General features: G+C 70.1%; 13 protein-coding genes and 1 pseudogene. 4 read left to right on the top strand and 10 right to left on the bottom strand.

Annotated elements, in window-relative coordinates; all coding sequences use genetic code 11:
• Positions 1–76: 76 nt before the first annotated feature.
• Positions 77–3,619: an ABC transporter ATP-binding protein gene (locus tag GVV04_RS13260; RefSeq protein WP_161687977.1), complete on the bottom strand. Its 3,543-nt coding sequence runs from the start codon at positions 3,617–3,619 to the stop codon at positions 77–79.
• 233 nt (positions 3,620–3,852) lie between these two features.
• Positions 3,853–4,692, bottom strand: a complete 840-nt coding sequence (locus GVV04_RS13255; RefSeq protein ID WP_161687975.1) for a GNAT family N-acetyltransferase — start codon at positions 4,690–4,692, stop codon at positions 3,853–3,855.
• 185 nt (positions 4,693–4,877) lie between these two features.
• Here GVV04_RS13255 and GVV04_RS13250 point away from each other — a divergent pair, with 185 nt between their 5' ends.
• The gene (locus GVV04_RS13250; protein ID WP_161687973.1) at positions 4,878–5,474 is read left to right on the top strand and encodes a PadR family transcriptional regulator; all 597 of its coding nucleotides are present in this window, start codon (positions 4,878–4,880) and stop codon (positions 5,472–5,474) included.
• A gap of 154 nt (positions 5,475–5,628) precedes the next feature.
• Here the strand turns inward: GVV04_RS13250 and ispG are convergent, their stop codons facing one another.
• Genes ispG through GVV04_RS13230 form a run of 4 tightly spaced genes read right to left on the bottom strand, consistent with a single transcriptional unit; the run spans position 5,629 to position 9,981 of the window.
• Complete coding sequence (gene ispG, locus GVV04_RS13245; RefSeq protein WP_161687970.1) at positions 5,629–6,801, bottom strand: flavodoxin-dependent (E)-4-hydroxy-3-methylbut-2-enyl-diphosphate synthase; 1,173 nt, start codon at positions 6,799–6,801, stop codon at positions 5,629–5,631.
• A 9-nt stretch (positions 6,802–6,810) separates the two neighbouring features.
• A complete protein-coding gene (locus GVV04_RS13240; RefSeq protein WP_161687969.1) occupies positions 6,811–8,061 on the bottom strand; it encodes a M50 family metallopeptidase in 1,251 nt (416 codons plus the stop codon).
• Entirely contained in the window at positions 8,061–9,272 is a 1,212-nt protein-coding gene (gene dxr / locus GVV04_RS13235) for a 1-deoxy-D-xylulose-5-phosphate reductoisomerase (RefSeq protein ID WP_161687967.1), read from the bottom strand. The genes GVV04_RS13240 and dxr overlap by 1 nt, the downstream gene beginning before the upstream one ends.
• Positions 9,273–9,315: 43 nt before the next feature.
• The gene (locus tag GVV04_RS13230; protein WP_161687965.1) at positions 9,316–9,981 is read right to left on the bottom strand and encodes a Uma2 family endonuclease; all 666 of its coding nucleotides are present in this window, start codon (positions 9,979–9,981) and stop codon (positions 9,316–9,318) included.
• Positions 9,982–10,142: 161 nt separating this feature from the next.
• Between GVV04_RS13230 and GVV04_RS13225 the strand changes: the two genes are divergently transcribed.
• Both GVV04_RS13225 and GVV04_RS13220 read left to right on the top strand, forming a co-directional pair.
• A complete protein-coding gene (locus GVV04_RS13225; RefSeq protein WP_161687963.1) occupies positions 10,143–11,459 on the top strand; it encodes a family 43 glycosylhydrolase in 1,317 nt (438 codons plus the stop codon).
• Positions 11,460–11,499: 40 nt separating this feature from the next.
• The gene (locus GVV04_RS13220; RefSeq protein WP_161687962.1) at positions 11,500–12,900 is read left to right on the top strand and encodes a type IIL restriction-modification enzyme MmeI; all 1,401 of its coding nucleotides are present in this window, start codon (positions 11,500–11,502) and stop codon (positions 12,898–12,900) included.
• Between the two features lie 76 nt (positions 12,901–12,976).
• On the opposite strand, the gene GVV04_RS13215 is transcribed toward GVV04_RS13220, so the two are convergent.
• Positions 12,977–13,156, bottom strand: a complete 180-nt coding sequence (locus GVV04_RS13215; RefSeq protein WP_161688400.1) for a DUF397 domain-containing protein — start codon at positions 13,154–13,156, stop codon at positions 12,977–12,979.
• 4 nt (positions 13,157–13,160) lie between these two features.
• Entirely contained in the window at positions 13,161–14,042 is an 882-nt protein-coding gene (locus GVV04_RS13210) for a helix-turn-helix domain-containing protein (protein ID WP_161687960.1), read from the bottom strand.
• Positions 14,043–14,523: 481 nt separating this feature from the next.
• On the opposite strand from GVV04_RS13210, the gene GVV04_RS34365 reads away from it, so the two are divergent.
• A complete protein-coding gene (locus GVV04_RS34365) occupies positions 14,524–14,982 on the top strand; it encodes a hypothetical protein (protein WP_328822355.1) in 459 nt (152 codons plus the stop codon).
• Positions 14,983–15,596: 614 nt separating this feature from the next.
• On the opposite strand, the pseudogene GVV04_RS13200 reads toward GVV04_RS34365, so the two are convergent.
• Both GVV04_RS13200 and GVV04_RS13195 read right to left on the bottom strand, forming a co-directional pair.
• A pseudogene (locus tag GVV04_RS13200) lies at positions 15,597–16,805 on the bottom strand (Hint domain-containing protein); the annotation flags it as partial.
• 330 nt (positions 16,806–17,135) lie between these two features.
• The gene (locus GVV04_RS13195) at positions 17,136–17,582 is read right to left on the bottom strand and encodes an SMI1/KNR4 family protein (protein ID WP_161687958.1); all 447 of its coding nucleotides are present in this window, start codon (positions 17,580–17,582) and stop codon (positions 17,136–17,138) included.
• Positions 17,583–17,586: the final 4 nt, after the last annotated feature.

Below are 17,586 nucleotides of genomic sequence, written 5' to 3'. Positions count from 1 at the left end.
ACCTTGGACAGTTGCCGTTCGCACGCGACGGCAACTGTCCAAGGTCCGGCGGGGAGTGCACGGGGAAGGGGCGCGGTCAGCCCGCCAGGTGGCCCCAGTCGTCCTCCAGGTCCCGCCACGGGCCCCGGGCCGCCACCGTCCCGCCGACAAGCACCACCACCTGGTCGGCCCGGACCAGCGCCGCCCGCTTCGACGTCGAGCCGACCACCGTCACCCCGCGCTCCCGCAGCGCCGCCCACAGCTCCAGCTCCGTCGTGACGTCCAGCGCCGACGACACGTCGTCCGCGACCAGCAACTCCGTACGCGGAGCCAGCGCCCGGGCCAGCGCCAGCCGCTGGAGCTGCCCGCCGGAGAGCCGGGTCCCCTTGTGCCCGATGAGCAGCCCGAGCCCGCCCCCGGCGGCGGCCAGGTCGTGGTCGAGCTGGGCGGTCGACACCGCGCCGGCCGCGTCCACGTCGTGGCCGAGCGCGACGTTGTCGCGGACCGTGCCGGAGAGCACCCGGGGGAGCTGGCCGACGTAGCCGACCTGCTGGGGACGCAGGAACAGCTCCGGTGCGGTGACCGGCTCGGAGTTCCAGCGCAGCACGCCCGTGTGGTGCACGATCCCGGCCAGGGCACGCAACAGCGAGGACTTGCCGGAGCCGACCGGCCCGACGACGAGCACGAGCTGGCCGCGTTCGACGGTCAGGTCGACGTCGCGGACGGCGAGCGTCCCGTCGGTGTGCAGCGCGCCGAAGCCGACCAGGTCCAGCCGGCGCAGCGGGTGCCGGGGCGGCGGCTCGGGCGCGGACGCGGTCCCGGCGGCCAGGTCCACCCCGTCCACCGGCGCCGAGTACGTCCCCACCCCGGCCATCGCCACCGTCCGGCGCGTCCACACCCGGGCCGACGGGAGCTGGGAGACCAGGGATGCCGTGGTCCACGCGAACCAGCGGGCCGCGCCGAGGGTGGACACCGCGACCAGGGTGGCCCCGGCGGACAGGCCGCCGCTGAGGTAGAGCGCCCAGGCGCCGATCGGCAGCAGGCCGCTGACCAGGGCCGGCGTGGAACGGGACCAGACCTGTACGGAGATCTCCCGACGCTGCCGCTCGCTGCGGGTCGCGTCGAGGTCGGCGAGGCGGCCCAGCACCGGCCGGGTGGCGCCGGCGAGCTTCACCGTGCGGGCGGCCGACAGCGACGACACCAGCGAGGTGGCGAACGCCGCCCGGGCCGCGACGGTGGCCCGGGCGGACCGTTCCAGGCGCGGCCCGAACAGCGTCGCCGCGAGCCCGGAGACGACCATCGTCCCGACGAAGAACGCGGCCGGGACGAGGCTGCCGGACACCAGGGTCATGCCGACCACCATGAGCACGACGATGCCCTGGTCGAGCAGGTTGTCGGCGAGGATCACCACCCGTTCGGTGTCGCCGCCCTGGGCGACCACCTCGGCCGGGGTGTGCCCGCTGATCCGGCGCGGGCCGGTCTGCCCGTGCACCAGCCGCAGGCTGATCCGCAGCTGCTGACGGACCCACCAGTTGGGGAACCAGACGCCGGTCAGGTAGGGCACCGGCATGGTCACCAACAGCGCGGTCACGATCCCGACCGCCGGCCACCAGGGCCCGCCGGAGCCGTTCACCAGGTCGGCCCAGAGCCAGGGCAGCACCGAGCCGTCCAGGCCCAGCAGCCCCCCGAACCCGAACAACGCGATCGCGGTCAGGCCGTACCGGGGATCGTTGGTGGTCAGGCGCAGGATCTCCCGCATCGTCCGGGCGGGCGGCGTCGGCGGTAGCGGAGGCGGCTCGACCTTCGCCCGGGCGGGCGACAGCGGGGGCGGCTCGACCTTCGCCCGGGCCACGCCGGCCGGCGCGCTCGCCCCGGCGGGACCGGCACCCGGGGTCGGGGCCGGTGGCGGATCGGTCAGCAGCGCCGTGCCGCCGCCCCGCCCGGCAGCCCCCGCCTCGGCGTACGCGGCGGCGTGGCTGACGGCCAGCAACTCGGCGAACCGCTTCGAGGAGCGCAGCGGGCCGGCCTCGACCACCGCCCCGTCGGCCAGCACCACCACCTCGTCGCAGCTGCGGACCGAGGAGAGCCGGTGGGCGATGACGATGCCGATCCGGTCGGTGAGCAGCCGCTCGGTGGCCCGCTGCACCAGCGTCTCGGTGACCGGGTCCAGCCGGGCGGTGGCCTCGTCGAGGATCACCACGTGCGGGTCGCGGACCAGGATCCGGGCGAACGCGACGAGTTGCTCCTGCCCGGCGGACAGCACGTGCCCACCCTCACCGAGCCGGGTGTCCAGGCCGTCGGGCAGCTCGGCGATCCAACCGGCCAGACCCAGCTCGCGCAGCGCCCGGGCGGCGTCGTCGAGCAGGTCCGGGTCGAACAGGGCGACGTTCTCGGCGAGCGTGCCGGCCAGGATCTCCGTGCGCTGCGACACCACGGCCACCCACCGGCGCAGCCGCTCGACGTCCAGGTCGAGCAGGTCCTCCCCGCCGAGCAGGACGGTGCCGCGCGGCAGGTCCACCGCCCGGGTGAGCACCTTGGCCAGGGTGGACTTGCCGGACCCGGTCCGCCCGACCAGGGCGTACGACCGGCCCCGGACGAAGGTCAGCGAGACGTCGCGCAGCGCCGGCGCGCGGTCGCCCTCCGCCCCGCCCTGCGGGTAGCGGAAGGTGAGGTTCCGGATGATGAGGTCACCCTCGACGGGCTCCCGGCCGCCGGTCGGTTCCTGCCGGGCGTCCTGGAGAAGCTGCACCCGCCCCCAGGCGCCGAGAGCATACTGCAGCTCGGGCACCATCCGGCTGATGTGCTCGACGGTCGCGCCGAAGGCGAGCACCAGCAGCCAGACGGCGGTCAGCCGGGCCGCGTCGATCCGGCCGGAGGCCAGCGCCCAGGCCCCGCCGAGGACCACCCCGACGATGCCGACCCGGATGACCCCGGCGCCGACGGCGGTGACCGCCGCCGACATCCGCCACACCAGCCGCCCCCGGGCCAGCACCTCGGCGGCCCGCCGGGCATAGAGCCGCAGCACGTACGGCCGGGCCAGGCTGGTGCGCACGTCGTCCTGGCCGTGGACTGCCTCCTCCATCACGGCGGCGAGGTCCGTCCAGGCCTCCTCCTCGGCCATCCGGGCCGGGGCGATCCGCCGGGTCGGCCGGCGCAGCACGACCGCGAGCAGCGCAGTCAGCGCGAGCATGCTCACCCCGGCCGGCCACCAGACCACCAGGGCGACGACCGTGGAGAGCAGGCCCGTGGCGGACAGCTGGGCGATCCGTACGCCGTGCCCGCGCACCTCGGAGGCCACCTGGTAGACGTCCCCGTCGATCCGGTCCAGCAGCTCCCCGACCGGCGTCCCCTCCAGGGTGGGCAGGTCCTGCCCGAACGCCACCCGGCACAGCCGCCGCCGGACGTCGGCGGACCAGTCCGCGGTCAGCCCGGCCATCACCAGCCCGATGGCGAGGTCGGTGACGACCGCGGCGCAGAGCGCCACCGCGAGGACGGCGAACAGCGCCTCCGAGCGGTGCACCAGCACCGGGCCGGCGAGCGCCGCCGCGGCGGCCTGGCCGGTGCCGCCGAGCACGATCAGCACGGCGACGACCGTCATCCGGCGAGCCGAGGTGGCCCACAGGTCACGGAAAAGGCGCATGTCGGTCCCTCCGGACTCCGGGGCGGCGGTGCCTCCACCCTGCGTGATCCGGCCGCGCCGTTCAACGCATTTACCCCATCGGGGTACGCCGCCGGAGCCAGCCCCGGACCGCCGGAGGGCCGCCGGAGGGCCGCCGGAAGGCCGCCGGAAGGCCGCCGGAAGGGAACGCCAGAAGGAGACGCCGGGGAGCCCGGTCAGGCGCGGGCGTCAGCGGAGGGAGCTTCCCCGCACCCTCAGAACAGCACTGTGGCGAGGGTGCCGACCGGGCGGAAGCCGCAGCGCTCGTAGACGCGGCGGGCAGGCAGGTTGAAGTCGTTGACGTACAGGCTGACCGTCGGGGCGACCCGCAGCAGGGCGTCCCGGGTCACCGCCGCCATCGCCGCCGTGGCGAGCCCCCGGCCGCGCCACTCCGGCGACACCCAGACCCCCTGGACCTGCGCGGTACGCCGGGTCACCACCGCCAGCTCGGCCTTGAACACCACCTGGCCGTCGACGAACCGGGCGTACGCCCGACCGGCCCGGACCAGGTCGGTGACCCGCCTCCGGTAGCCGTGCCCGCCGTCCTCGGCCAGCGGTGAGACGCCGACCTCCTCGGTGTACATGGCCACTGCCGCCGGGAAGAGCCGGTCGATCTCGTCGGGTCGTACCAGTCGCACGTCGGGGTCGACGACCACCGACGGCAGCTCGTCGGCTGCCAGCAGCGGCTGGTTGGGGCGGACATCGCGGGCCGGCCCCCAGTGCCCGCAGAGCCGGTCCCAGAGCCCGAGCACCGCGTCGGCCCGGCCGACGATGGAGGAGCAGAGACGCTCCTCGGCGGAGAGCAGTTCGGCGTAGGCGGCGACGGCGGGCTCCGAGGCGAGCACGGGGGTGAGGTTGCCGCCGAGCCAGCAGATCGACTCCAGGCTGCGGCGCGCTCCGTACCCCAGGATCCGGCCCTCGGCCCGCCACCAGGCCAGCCCGCGCGCGGCGACCCGCTCGGCGACCTGCGCGCCCGCGAACGGGTCGAGGTCGAGCAGCCGCTCGACCGCGCGCCGCTCCGATTCCCCGAGTTGCCGCACCGGCATCGTCAGCACGGTTACCAGCCTGCCAGATCACCCCGCCGCCTCGCCGGCCGAGTGCCGAGCCCCACCGGGACCGGTACACCAGACGTCGAGCCGCGCCACCCCCGATACATGTCCGACAACACGAAAGCTTGTCGGCGACACGTTGCCGATATATCGTTGATGCATCAGCGACAGAACACGGAAGGAGAACCCTGATGGGTTTCCACCAACGAATGCACGTACGTGAGCACGAGGCCCGGATGCGCGGCTTCGGCTTCCCGCCGTTCCCGCCCGGTCCCCCCGGGCCGCCGTTCCCACCCGGTCCACACGGGCATGGCGGCGGCCGGGGGGGTCACCGGGGCCGAGGGCGTCGGCCCAACGTGCGGGCGGCCGTGCTGGCCCTGCTCACCGAGCGGCCCATGCACGGGTACGAGATGATCCAGGAACTCGACTCCCGCACCGGCGGGGCCTGGCGGCCCAGCCCCGGGTCGATCTACCCGACGCTCCAGCTCCTGGAAGACGAGGGCGTCGTCACCGTCGCGACCGAGGAGGCCGGCGGCGGCCGGAAGCGGTTCACGGTCACCGAGGCGGGCCGCGCCGAGGCCGAGGGGGCGGCACAGGCCCCGCCGTGGGGCGAGTTCGCCGAGGACACGGTCAACAGTTGGCACGACATCCGCGACGCCGGCAACCAGGCGATGCAGGCGCTGCGCCAGGTGATGACGACCGGCACCGACGACCAGCGGGAACGGGCGGCCCAGGTCCTCGCCGAGACCCGCCGCAAGCTCTACGCCATCCTCGCCGAATCCGACTAACCCACCCCGTCCCCGCTCCAACTCCCGCTCCAACTCCAGCGCAAATTCAGAGAAAGAGTGGCCACCCGCGTGCGGGTGGCCACTCTTTCTCTGAATTTGCACGCCGCGCTCGGGCGCGGGGCGCTCGGGCGCGGGGTGGGCCCAGGTGGGTGGGTCAGTGGACCGTGACCGTGGCTCCTGGGACCAGGCTCCGCAGCTCTTCGGGGAGTTCCGCGCCCATCTCGTCGGCGATCCGCAGCGCCTCCTCGATCAGGGTTTCCACGATCTGCGCCTCCGGGACGGTCTTGACGACCTTGCCCTTGACGAAGATCTGCCCCTTGCCGTTGCCGGAGGCGACGCCGAGGTCGGCCTCGCGGGCCTCGCCCGGGCCGTTGACGACGCAGCCCATCACGGCCACCCGCAGCGGCACCGGCAGCCCTTCCAGGCCGGCCGTGACCTCCTCGGCCAGCTTGTAGACGTCGACCTGGGCCCGGCCGCAGGACGGGCAGGAGACGATCTCCAGACCCCGCTCGCGCAGCCCCAGCGACTCCAGGATCTGGTTGCCGACCTTGATCTCCTCCACCGGCGGGGCCGACAGCGAGACCCGGATCGTGTCGCCGATCCCCTCGGCCAGCAGCGCGCCGAAGGCGACCGCCGACTTGATGGTGCCCTGGAACGCCGGCCCGGCCTCGGTCACGCCGAGGTGCAGCGGGTAGTCGCACTTCTCGGCGAGCTGCCGGTACGCCCGGATCATCACCACCGGGTCGTTGTGCTTCACCGAAATCTTGATGTCCCGGAAGCCGTGCTCCTCGAACAGCGAGCACTCCCACAGCGCCGACTCGACCAGCGCCTCGGCGGTGGCTTTGCCGTACTTGGCGAGCAGCCGCTTGTCCAGCGAGCCGGCGTTCACCCCGATCCGGATCGGCACCCCGGCGTCGCCGGCCGCCCTCGCGATCTCCTTGACCTTGTCGTCGAACTGCCGGATGTTGCCCGGGTTCACCCGCACGGCGGCGCAGCCGGCGTCGATCGCGGCGAAGACGTACTTCGGCTGGAAGTGGATGTCGGCGATGACCGGGATCTGCGACTTGCGGGCGATCGCCGGCAGCGCCTCGACGTCGTCCTGGCTCGGCACGGCCACCCGGACGATCTGGCACCCGGACGCGGTCAGCTCGGCGATCTGCTGGAGGGTGGCGTTGACGTCGGAGGTGAGGGTGGTGGTCATCGACTGCACCGACACCGGCGCACCGCCACCGACCGGCACGGAGCCGACCATGATCTGGCGGCTGAGCCGCCGCGGGGCGAGCGCGGGGAGCGGCGCGACGGGCATACCGAGACTGACAGCGGTCACTTCAGGCACTCACCTTGAGAAGAGCGTGATCGGGTTGACGACGTCCGCGGTGATGGTCAGCAGCGTGAACACGCCGCCGATCAGAATCACCGCGTACGTGATGGGCATGAGTTTGAGGTAGTCGACGCGGCCCGGGTCCGGCTTGCCGAAGCGGGCGAAGACCCAGGACCGGGCCCGCTCGAACCAGGCGATCGCGATGTGCCCGCCGTCCAGCGGCAGCAGCGGCAGCAGGTTGAACACGCCGATGAAGAAGTTCAGCGACACGAAGAGCATGAAGAAGATCAGCCAGGCGTTGTTCTCCACGGCCTCGCCGCCGAGCCGGCTCGCGCCGACCACGCTGATCGGAGTGTCCATGTCCCGCTCACCGCCGGTGATCGCCGTCCAGAGGGCGGGCACCTTCTGCGGGATGCGCTTCATCGCCTCGTACGTGCCGACGGCCATGTCGCCGGTGAAGCGGGCGGTGCCGCCGAACGCGGAGACCGGCCCGTACTCGACCCGGGTCGGGGTGCTGAACTGGAGGCCGATGCCGAGCGCGGAGACCGGGGCGACCTGGCCCTTCGGGTCGTCCAGCGGGGGGCGCTGGGTCTGGGCGAGCACGGTGCTCGTGGTGCCCGGCTGGCCGTCGCGGACGTACCCGATCTCGGCCTTGTCGCCGGGCTTGGTGGCCCGCAGGGTGGTCAGCAGGTCGCCGTAGTTGTTGACCGGGGTGCCGTTGAGCGAGGTGATCCGGTCGCCGTCGCGCAGGTTGGCCTGGGCGGCGGGGCTGGCCGGGTCGGCGGCGGCGCACTCCCGGACGGTGTTCTCCGGGACCACGCACTTGGCGAGCGCGATCACCGCCGGCTCCTGGCGGGCCTGGGCGTCGGTGGTCGGGAAGTCGGGGTTGGGCAGGCCGGCGGAGATCGCGATGATCCAGGTCGCGACGAGGGCGAGCGCGAAGTGGGTGATGGAGCCGGCGGACATCACGATCGTCCGCTTCCAGACCGGGTAGCGCCACATCGCCCGGGGCTCGTCGGCCGGGTCGACGTCGTCGTCCTGCGGCGTCATGCCGACGATCTTGCAGAAGCCGCCGAGCGGGATGCCCTTCACGCCGTACTCGGTCTCGCCGCGCTTGAAGGACCAGAGGGTCGGGCCGAAGCCGACGAAGTACTTGGTGACCTTCATCCCGAACGCCTTGGCGGTGAGCATGTGCCCCGCCTCGTGCAGGCTGACCGAGACGAGGATGGCCAGGGCGAAGAGCACCACCCCGAGCAGGTACGCCATCAAGCTCCTTCCACAGATGCCACGATGATCTCCTGCGCGTGCGCGCGCGCCCACGACTCGGCGGCGAGCACGTCCTCGACGGTACCTGGTTCGGGGAAATCGGGAGTGTCCTCCAGCACCTGCCGGAGGGTGTCCACGATGCCGAGGAACGGCAGCCGGCCGGCGACGAACGCCGCCACGCACTCCTCGTTGGCCGCGTTGTAGATCGCCGGGCGGCAGCGCCCGGTCTCGCCGGCCGCCTTGGCCAGCGCCACCGCCGGGAACGCCTCGTCGTCGAGCGGGGCGAACTCCCAGGTGTGGGCCGTCGTCCAGTCGACGGCGGCGGCGGCGTCGGGCACCCGGTCCGGCCAGCCGAGGCCGAGCGCGATGGGCAGCCGCATGTCCGGCGGGCTGGCCTGGGCGATCGTCGAGCCGTCGACGAACTCGACCATCGAGTGGATCACCGAGGTCGGGTGCACCATCACGGTGATGTCGGCGTACGGCACGTCGAACAGCTCGTGCGCCTCGATCACCTCCAGCGCCTTGTTGACCATGGTCGCCGAGTTGATCGTGACCACCGGCCCCATGTTCCAGGTCGGGTGCGCCAGGGCCTGCTCCGGCGTGACCTCGGTCAGCTCGTCGCGCCGCCTGCCCCGGAAGGGGCCGCCGCTGGCGGTGACGATCAGCCGGCGCACCTCGCCGCGCGACCCGGAGCGCAGGCACTGCGCCAGCGCCGTGTGCTCGGAGTCGACGGGCACGATCTGCCCCGGCCGCGTCATCGCCGCCTTCACGAGGGGGCCGCCGGCGACGAGGGACTCCTTGTTGGCCAGGGCGAGGGTACGACCGGAGCGCAGCGCGGCCAGGGTAGGCGCGAGCCCGAGGGAGCCGACCACCCCGTTGAGCACGACGTCGCAGGGCCACTGCGCCAGCTCGGTCATCGCGTCCGGCCCGGCCACGATCTTGGGCAGCTTGAAGTCGCCGGTGGACCAGCCGCGCCGGCTCGCCTCGGCGTAGAAGGCGAGTTGGAGGTCCTGCGCGGCGGACGCCTTCGCCACCCCGACCGCGTCGACGCGCAGTTCGAGGGCCTGGGCGGCGAGCAGCTCGACGTTGCCGCCACCGGCACCGAGCGCCACCACCCGGAACCGGTCGGGGTTGCGGCGGACGATGTCGATGGCCTGGGTGCCGATCGAACCGGTCGACCCGAGCAGGACGAGATCGCGGGGAGTTGTCACCCGCCCATTCTTCCCCAGCGTCGCTGAGCGCCCGCTGGGAGCCTCAGCCCTCGGTGTCGGGATCCTCCGGCGGTGCTTCCTCGCCGAGCAGGTCGGCCGGATCGATGGAGAACTCGAACGGCTCCCGCATCACGAAGCGGGTGCCGGCGGCAGCGGCTGCCACCGGCCGGTACTCCCCCTCCACCAGCTCGAACAGGGCGATGGTGGGCACGCGGTTGCGTAGATCGACGCGGAGGAAAAACGGCACGCCGGCTGCGGCGTACTCCCGTGGCCGGTCGATGATGTCCTTACGCCGGTTGCCGGGCGAGACGATCTCACCGAGCAGCACGGCGGGCCCGATGTCCATCGCCGTTCGGCCGCCTCCCGGAACGTCGAGGACGACGATGTCCGGAATGAAAAGGTCGTCGCCCGAGACGACGTTTACCTCGTGGTAGAGCCACAACTCCGCCCGGCGGGCTGCCCGCTTGAGCAGGTACGCCAGTTCCCGCTGCGCCACGCGGCGGTCGATGCTGCCACCCGGAGTCACCACCACGCCGCCCCGGAGCACCTCGACCCGAGGGCCGTTGTTCTCCGGCAACAGGTCGAGGGCGAGCTGGGCGGTCCACGGCTCATCGTGCCACCGCAGCACGTCGAACGACGGCTCGGCGGGCTGCGGCGCCTGCTCTGCGTGGTCGAACGACGGCTCGGGCGTGAATGCGGCTCGGGCCATCCAAGCTCACCCCCTCAGCGGGACATTCTGCCCAGAACAGCCTCGCCGCCCCAGCCCTAGCCGCACAACATCGCACAACCTGTCCGACACGGGCGACGGCACCGCCGGCGACCATCCGGAGGAATCTTTCGATACATCGATAGCTGTGGTTGAATTTTGTCATGCGAAGAGGTCTCGTCTGGCTGGCCGTCACACTCGTCTTCGGTGCGCTGCTGGTCAGCCCGGGAGCTGCCCAGGCCGCCACCGCCGCGCCGTCGCTGGTCATCGCCAGCGACTTCCCCGACCCCGACGTCGTCAAGTTCGGCGGCACCTACTACGCGTACTCGACGAACAACGGCAACGGCAACGTCCCGGTCGCCACGGCCGGCTCGCTGACCGGCCCGTGGACCCGACGGTCCGACGCGATGCCGACCCTCGGCGCCTGGGCGAACGGCGGCCTGACATGGGCCCCCGACGTGTCCCAGCGGGCCGACGGGCAATACCTGCTCTACTACACCGCCCGCAGCCGGGCCACCGGCCGGCAGTGCCTCGGCGCCGCCCTGGCCACCTCGCCGCTGGGCCCGTTCAGCGCCGTCGGCACCCAGCCGCTGGTCTGCAACGCCGGTGAGGGCGGGGACATCGACGCGGCGAGCTTCACCGACAGCACCGGGCTGCGCTACCTGCTCTACAAGGACGACGGCAACGCCATCGGCCAGCCGACGAGCCTCTGGCTGCAACAGGTCGCCGCCGACGGCGTGACTCTTCAGGGCGGCCGGGTCGAGCTGCTGCGCAGCGGTCGCGCCGAGGAGGCCGGCATCATCGAGGCCCCGGTGCTGACCAAGGTCGGCGCGCAGTACGTGCTGTTCTACTCCCTCGGCGGCTACGGCGGCGACGGCTACCAGACCAGCTACGCCACGTCGACCTCGCTCACCGGGCCGTACACGAAGGCGTACCGCTCGCTGATGACCACCGCGTCGCTGGACTCGGCCGTGCGCGGGCCGGGCGGCGCGGACGTGGTCCGCGAGGCGGGCGGCGACCACATCGTGTTCCACGGCTGGATCAACAACTACTCCGCCCGGGGCATGTACGTGGCGGCGCTCGGCTGGACCGGCGGGTATCCCGTGGTGCGGGGCAGCCGGGTGCGGTACGAGGCCGAGCGCGGCACCCTCAACCACTGCGCCGCACGCACCGCCCCGAACACGTCGCAGGGCCAGGTGGTGGCGTACATCGACTACGCGGACAGCTGGGTCGAGATGACCGTCTTCGCGCCCCGGGCCGGCGGCTACCGCGCCCACGTCGCCTACGCCGCCGGGTACGGCGACGCCCAGCACACGTTGACGGTCAACGGCGCGAACCCGAAGGTGGTCAACTACCCCAACACGGGCTGGGACGTCTGGCGGCAGACCGGAGTCGACGTCACGCTCAACGCGGGCTACAACACGCTGCGCTTCACCAACCTGAGCCGCTGGGCGGAACTCGACTTCGTCGAGGTGGCATAGGGATTGTCTCTCCCGGCGGATCGCCTAGGGTCTTCTGACCATGCGCAGTCATGAACAGGTCCAGGCGGCACTGGTCAGCTTCGTCGCCCGATGGCAGACCTACGCCGGCACCGGGCGTTCGGAGGCGGAAACCTATCTGAACGAGTTGTTCGAGTGCTACGGGGTCAGCCGCGAGGGCAGTTATGCGGTCTTCGAAGACGCACACTCGCCCACCGGGATCGTGGACCTGCACCTGCCCGCCCGGCTCATCTTCGAGATGAAGGCGCCGGAGGAGACGACGCGCCTCGCCCAGCACCGCAAGGACGCGCTGGACCACTGGCGCAACTGGACGAGCGTCACCACCCGACACCGTCCGGAGTTCGTCGTGCTCTGCTCGTTCCACCATTTCGAGATCTGGTTGCCGGGCCAGCATCCGAAGGCTCCGCTGGCTGACTTCCCGCTCACCGAGTTGCCGGACCGGTACAAGTCGCTCTGGGTGATACCCGGCAGTTCCTTCATTGATCAATCCACACCGGACAAAGCACAGCGGATGACCCTGAACGAGGGAAAATGTCAACAGGGCCCGAACCCGATGGGCAAGGGCTTCGTCCTGACCACCGAGGAGGCGAGGTCACTCCTCAACCGGACGGATGCACCCTACCAACACGTGGTCCGGCCCTATCTGAAGGGCGACGACATCGCCAGCGATCCGGCTCAGCGGCCCCGGCGCTGGATCATTGACTTTGGCCGACGGCCTCTTGAAGAGGCAATGAAGTATCCAGCAGCCTTGGAGATCCTGCGAGATCGCGTCAAACCGATCCGCGACAACGACAGACGTAAGGACGTACGCGAAAGGTGGTGGCAGTTCGGCAAGGATCCTGGCCTGCGGGTTCACTGGCATCTCGTTCCGCGCCGCTACATCGCTCTGCGCCTACAGGACAAACGCCTACTGACGACCTGGTGTGAGTCTTGGACCTGCCCCAGCAATCAGGTAGTCACCATCAAGCTTGATGACGACTACTCGATGGGAATCCTCTCCTCCTTCGCTCACAGCGCCTGGGCGTGGTTTCAGTCCTCGACTGTCAAGGACGATCTACGCTATGCCCCGACCTCCACATTCCTGACGTTCCCGTGGCCTTCCCCCGTCACGGACGACCAGCGGGCGCGGGTGGCGGAGGCAAGCCGGCGGGTGATCGCCCGCCAGCAGGACATCTGTGCCGAGCAGCAGTTCGGGCTGACCAGGCTCTACGACCTCGTGGACGAGGGCGCCTACGCCGACCTCAGGAAGCTGCACGAAGAACTGGACGAAGCGGTGGCCGCCTGCTACGGATGGCCCACGGCAATCGCCCAGGACAAGGACGAGATCGGCCGACGACTGTTCGCTCTCAACGTCGAGATCGCCCGGGGGAAGTCCTATGACCCGTTCGCGTTCACTCGGCGGGACGCCGAAAGCGTTGACTGAGCCACTCGGTTCCCCGGCCGTGTGACGCCCCGATCCCCGGTGCCCCGCTCGGGGCGGGGCACCGGGGCACCGTCCACTACGGGCGGTCGAGGGCTCCCGATCGGGTCGCCCGGACGAAGCCGGCCCAGGCCGCCGGCGCGAAGCTCAGCGCCGACCCCTGCCGGTCCTTGCTGTCCCGGACCCCGACCGCGTCGGCGAACGCCGCCACCTCGACGCAGTTGCCCTCTCCGCCGGATCGGGAGGACGTGCGCCACACACCGTCACGCTGCACTGGACATCTCCTTCGCTATCGATCTGATCAGCTCGCGGGACTCGGCCCCGCTCAGCGCCCGCTCGGCGAGCGAGCGCCAGGCATCCTCGTAGGTCTCGATCTCGTGCGGCTTGTCCAGGTAGACCGCGCCGCACGGCCCGTCCATGTAGATCGTGGTCGGCTCCGGCTCCCTGACGTCGGTCGGGAAGTCGAGCATGGTGAACGTGCCCGCCTGCGACCAGCGGAACAGCCCCGCCTCCAGCGGCAGCACCCGGACACTCACGTTGTGCTGCTCGCTCATCACCACTAGGGCGTCGAGCTGCCGGGCCATCGCCGCCCGGTCCCGCAGTGGCCGGCGCAGCACCGCCTCGCTGAGGATCACGTCGAGCTGCGGAGCCCTGGGGACCGCTCTGGCGAGGAGCCGCTGCCGGCGCAGCCGGACGTCCACCTTCGCCTTACGCTCCGCCTCGCTGAACTGTGGGCAGTCGATGGCGATCACCTCGGTCATGTACTCGACCGTCTGCAACAGGCCGGGCACGAGGTTGACCTCATGATGCCGGATGCTGGTCGCGGCGGCCTCCAGGCCGACGTACAGCTTGAACCAGTCCTTGATCGCCTCCCCGTAGCTGTGCCACCAGCCGTGCGCCTTGGTCTCCCGGGCCAGGGCGCGCATGGTGTCGACGGTCTCCCGCGATGCGCCGTACACCCGGCACATGGCCTCCACGTCGTTCGGGTGCATGGGGACCTGGCCGGTCTCGTACCGCCAAATCCGGGGCGCCGACCATTCGAGCTCCTTGGCCGCCGCCGTCACCGTGACGTACGCGTTCTCGCGAAGTTCTCTCAGATATCTGCCGAGTTGCCTACGCGGGACGGTGCTCCCCGAGTCATCCACGTCAGCTCCCTTTCTGCGGTCGCGTAAGGCACCTCATCCCTTGGTCCGCATCCTTCTCCGAATGCTTGCTCACCGCCAGCTACGAAACGACCATCGTGGGTGACCGCGCTTGCCGGCGTCGGTCACGCCGGGGGCGGGAGTCACCTCCCGAAACCTCATCTCGACTTCCGCCCCCGGCCCCGTCCCGACCACCATCGGAGGTGCCCGTGGGAGTCTTCGGCAACCGGCGAGCCGACCGCCCCGTACCGCTGGGCCCGCGGCACCGCCGCGACTGGTCCCGCTGGGGGCGGCGCTGCGTGTGCGGGCTGCGCTGGCCCTGCCCGGACCTGCTGACGGGCGTACCGAATCCCCCGCCGATCCCACCGAAGGGCCGTGCCCACCGGTGGGCCGGGCCGACGGTGATCGTCCGCGTCGACACGGCGGCCCCGGCGACGCCGACCCACCGGGCCGCCGGGCCCCTGCGGCGCGACGGGCGACGGCGGTGAGCGGGTACGGGGTGTCGCTGGCCGAACTGCGCCGGCACACCGCGGCCCGCCCGACGTGGCGGTGCCGGGTCTGCGCCGCACCGTGGCCGTGCCAGCCGGCGAAGCTGAGCCTGCGCACGGAGTACGCCCGGGACCGGGTCGCGCTGGCGATCTACCTCTGCGTGCTGATGCACGACGCGATCGCAGACCGGCTACGCACCCACCCGGACGAGGTCGACCCGAAGGGCTACTTCGACCGCTTCATCTCCTGGACCCGCCAGCCCTCACCCCTGCACCTGCCCAACGCGTCACCGCCCGACCCCACCTCCGGCAGACCTTGGACACCTCCCGTCCGCAGAAGCCGGCAGGTTTCCAAGGTCTCGCAGGGCTCCTTGCCGGGCACCTGTGGCTGGAGTCCGGAGGAGGCCGAGTCGATTGAATACGACAGACGCCAATACGGCGATATTCAGCGATGACGGCAAGGCTGGCATGACTCATTTTTGGCAAATTGAGACGCAGGAGCCTCATGATCTTTTAAAACGGCCGCGCCTGGACACTTGCCGCGACTTTACCGGCACCTCGACTGTCAGCCAAACAGTAACTTGCCGAGCGACCCCTCTGTTGCAGGAGCCGGAATTAACACGCAGCATAAAGATCAAATGTTACAACCGGCGGAACCTGCCCCACTTGCCGAAAGAAGCCCTCCGAGATATTCACCGAACTCGTCGAGGCAAATGCTTCCACCGGCTGAACCTACCATCTGCTTGTACTCCAAGCCTTCGGCCAGGCCACGGGATATCTCTTCACGATCACCCAAGGTCAACATCGCACGCACGGCGAAACATCCTGTCCCACCGAACCACCAAGATCAAATGCTACGACCGACTGAACCTGCCAGGTGCTGACGCGCCCGAAGGTACGCGTCCAGCTTCTTGTTGACGTGCTTATTCAGCCACGACTCATCGCCGAAGATCGCGCTTTTCTCTTCCCATAGCACACCGCCTTCAATGTGGTCGATGTCAGTAATTCGATCCCCTGACTCCGGGTCGTAGACATCGTAGTCGCGCTCGCCCTCAAGGCATCCATTGGTGTTGTGTACGAGTACCGGCTGATCACCGGCCATCACATAGTACGTGTGGATGTTGGAGACGGTGAGGTTGTGGACGGCAGCACGGGGGGTGCTCCAGCGCTTGACGGCCGTGATCTGCACGAAGGTGCCGGCGCTGGTCTGTAGCCACTGCCCGGCTCGCAGGTCGGTGGCGTCGATCCATTCGTCGAGTTCCGGGACCCAGAACGGGTGGCCGTCGGTCGCCGTGACCTCGGCCGTACCCGAGCCCTGCTCGCCGTCGGTGTCGACGGTAACCCGCACCAGGTTCTTGCCCTTGATCGCCGCGGTAGCCGTCTGCACCTCGGTCCGACCCGTCTCAGGGTCGGTGGCCATGACCTTGTCGCCGGGTTTGACGTCTTCGATCGATTTGGTGGAGCCGTCCGCCATGAGGACCTTGGTGCCAGGGACGAAGCTGTTGCAGCCGGGCTCGGTGTCGGCCGCCTTGCCGTCGCCGCCGCCGCCGCTCGCGCCGCCCTTGCTGCGCGCGCCGCCGCCAGTGGAACCGCCCGGCTTGGAGTCGCCCTTGCCGCCGCCACCGGACGCCTTGCTACCACCGCCGGAACCCTTGCCGCCAGCGCCACCGGAGGCTGCCGAGGACGCCTTCGGGTTGCTCTTGGCCTGGGCCTGCTTCTGGACCGGGTTCCCGGTGTTCTTCTTGTTGTTGACCGCCTTGTTACTCGTGGGGTTGACCTTGTCGGCGGCCTTCTTTTTCGCCGCCTGCGCGGCTTTCTTCGCCCGCTCGATGGCCAGCTTTTTGGCGTTGACCGCTGCGGCCTCGGCCGCCTTCGCGGCCGCCAGGACGGCCTCGGCGACCTTCCTCGCTGTCTGCCACGCCTGGATCGCGGCGATCGTCCGGTCGATGGCCTTCAACACGGCCGGGATCTTGCCGAGCTTCGCCCACGGGATTGCGCCGATGATCAGGCTGCCGCATGCCCACATGTCACCGCCGAAGCAGTTCATCGCGTCGGTGATGCCGATGAAGTCCTTCAGCATCGACCAAGCCGCTTCGAGGACCACCGACATGAGCGAACGGCCCATGTTGGACTGCGCCTCGGCGACCTGCGCTGCCGACAGCCCCGCGCCGGCCAGCGCCGCCGCCATCTCCGAGGCGTTCAGCGCCACCGACAGACCCGACGGGTCCGACAGCGTCACCGGGTTGCTGTGCGCCTACGCATACCCGTTGGACCGCAGTCCGCGGAGTTGCCATCGACTACCGCAGCCAAACCCAGAAACCCCGCCAGGACAAGGCCTGACGAGGATTCATGGGTACTGCTGTCTCACCTCGGACGGTTAATTAATTTGCCTGCCCTCTTGCCTTACGAGCGAGCGACGAGTCAACCTGAGAAAGAATTTCCCGTAAGGAGTCCTGGTCAGTAACGCTGGGCATACCTCACTCCAGCATCGAACCCTCATCGAATCCGAGTTCGTCCTCGATCCACACTGCGACCGCTGCATGCCGAGATCGGCATGAGAGCCGACGCCAAGGGCAGCAATTGTTTTGCCCGCATCCTATGCAACCAGCTACTTAACTCCGGGTTCATCGAGATAGTGCGAGTTAAGGAAGGCAGTGAATGAGGGCCAAACCCTCATTGGCTCAGACTGCCCCTCCATAAAGAGAGTTACCTCGGGATCTGAAATCGAAGCATCCGTCATCCAGTAAGCAAGATAGCCCTGGTGCATTGCGAAAACTAGAGCTCCTTCTGGCCTTTCGAGGCTGCTGGCATTCTCCTCAAAAAATTCATCCGCCCATTCGTTCATTTCAATTATTGAGGGAAAGAAGGCGTCGGTGCCGAGAAGGACGCGACCCGCCCGCGCACCCATCTTCGTGAGAAATTCGTCGTACGCCGATGGGAGGCTATGCACCCCCCAGGCAGCTTGAACCTGTTGAATATCACTCAGTTCAAGTCCGACTACCACACCAGGCTCTTCGCGTCGTAGCCGTTCTGCGATTTCCGATACTGTGTACATCCTG

Origin of the sequence: Micromonospora rubida (assembly GCF_009908295.1) — a bacterium.
In the GTDB taxonomy this organism is placed as follows: Bacteria; Actinomycetota; Actinomycetes; order Mycobacteriales; family Micromonosporaceae; genus Micromonospora; species Micromonospora rubida.
This window is presented reverse-complemented; position numbering and strand designations above follow the sequence as displayed.

What these genes read in the sequence shown, in the direction of transcription:
- GVV04_RS13250 (WP_161687973.1), top strand. Translation starts at nt 4,878, where the DNA reads ATGGGTTTCCACCAACGAATGCACGTACGTGAGCACGAGGCCCGGATG.
- GVV04_RS13230 (WP_161687965.1), bottom strand. Translation starts at nt 9,981, where the DNA reads ATGGCCCGAGCCGCATTCACGCCCGAGCCGTCGTTCGACCACGCAGAG.
- GVV04_RS13225 (WP_161687963.1), top strand. Translation starts at nt 10,143, where the DNA reads ATGCGAAGAGGTCTCGTCTGGCTGGCCGTCACACTCGTCTTCGGTGCG.
- GVV04_RS13260 (WP_161687977.1), bottom strand. Translation starts at nt 3,619, where the DNA reads ATGCGCCTTTTCCGTGACCTGTGGGCCACCTCGGCTCGCCGGATGACG.
- GVV04_RS13240 (WP_161687969.1), bottom strand. Translation starts at nt 8,061, where the DNA reads ATGGCGTACCTGCTCGGGGTGGTGCTCTTCGCCCTGGCCATCCTCGTC.
- GVV04_RS13195 (WP_161687958.1), bottom strand. Translation starts at nt 17,582, where the DNA reads ATGTACACAGTATCGGAAATCGCAGAACGGCTACGACGCGAAGAGCCT.
- GVV04_RS13220 (WP_161687962.1), top strand. Translation starts at nt 11,500, where the DNA reads ATGCGCAGTCATGAACAGGTCCAGGCGGCACTGGTCAGCTTCGTCGCC.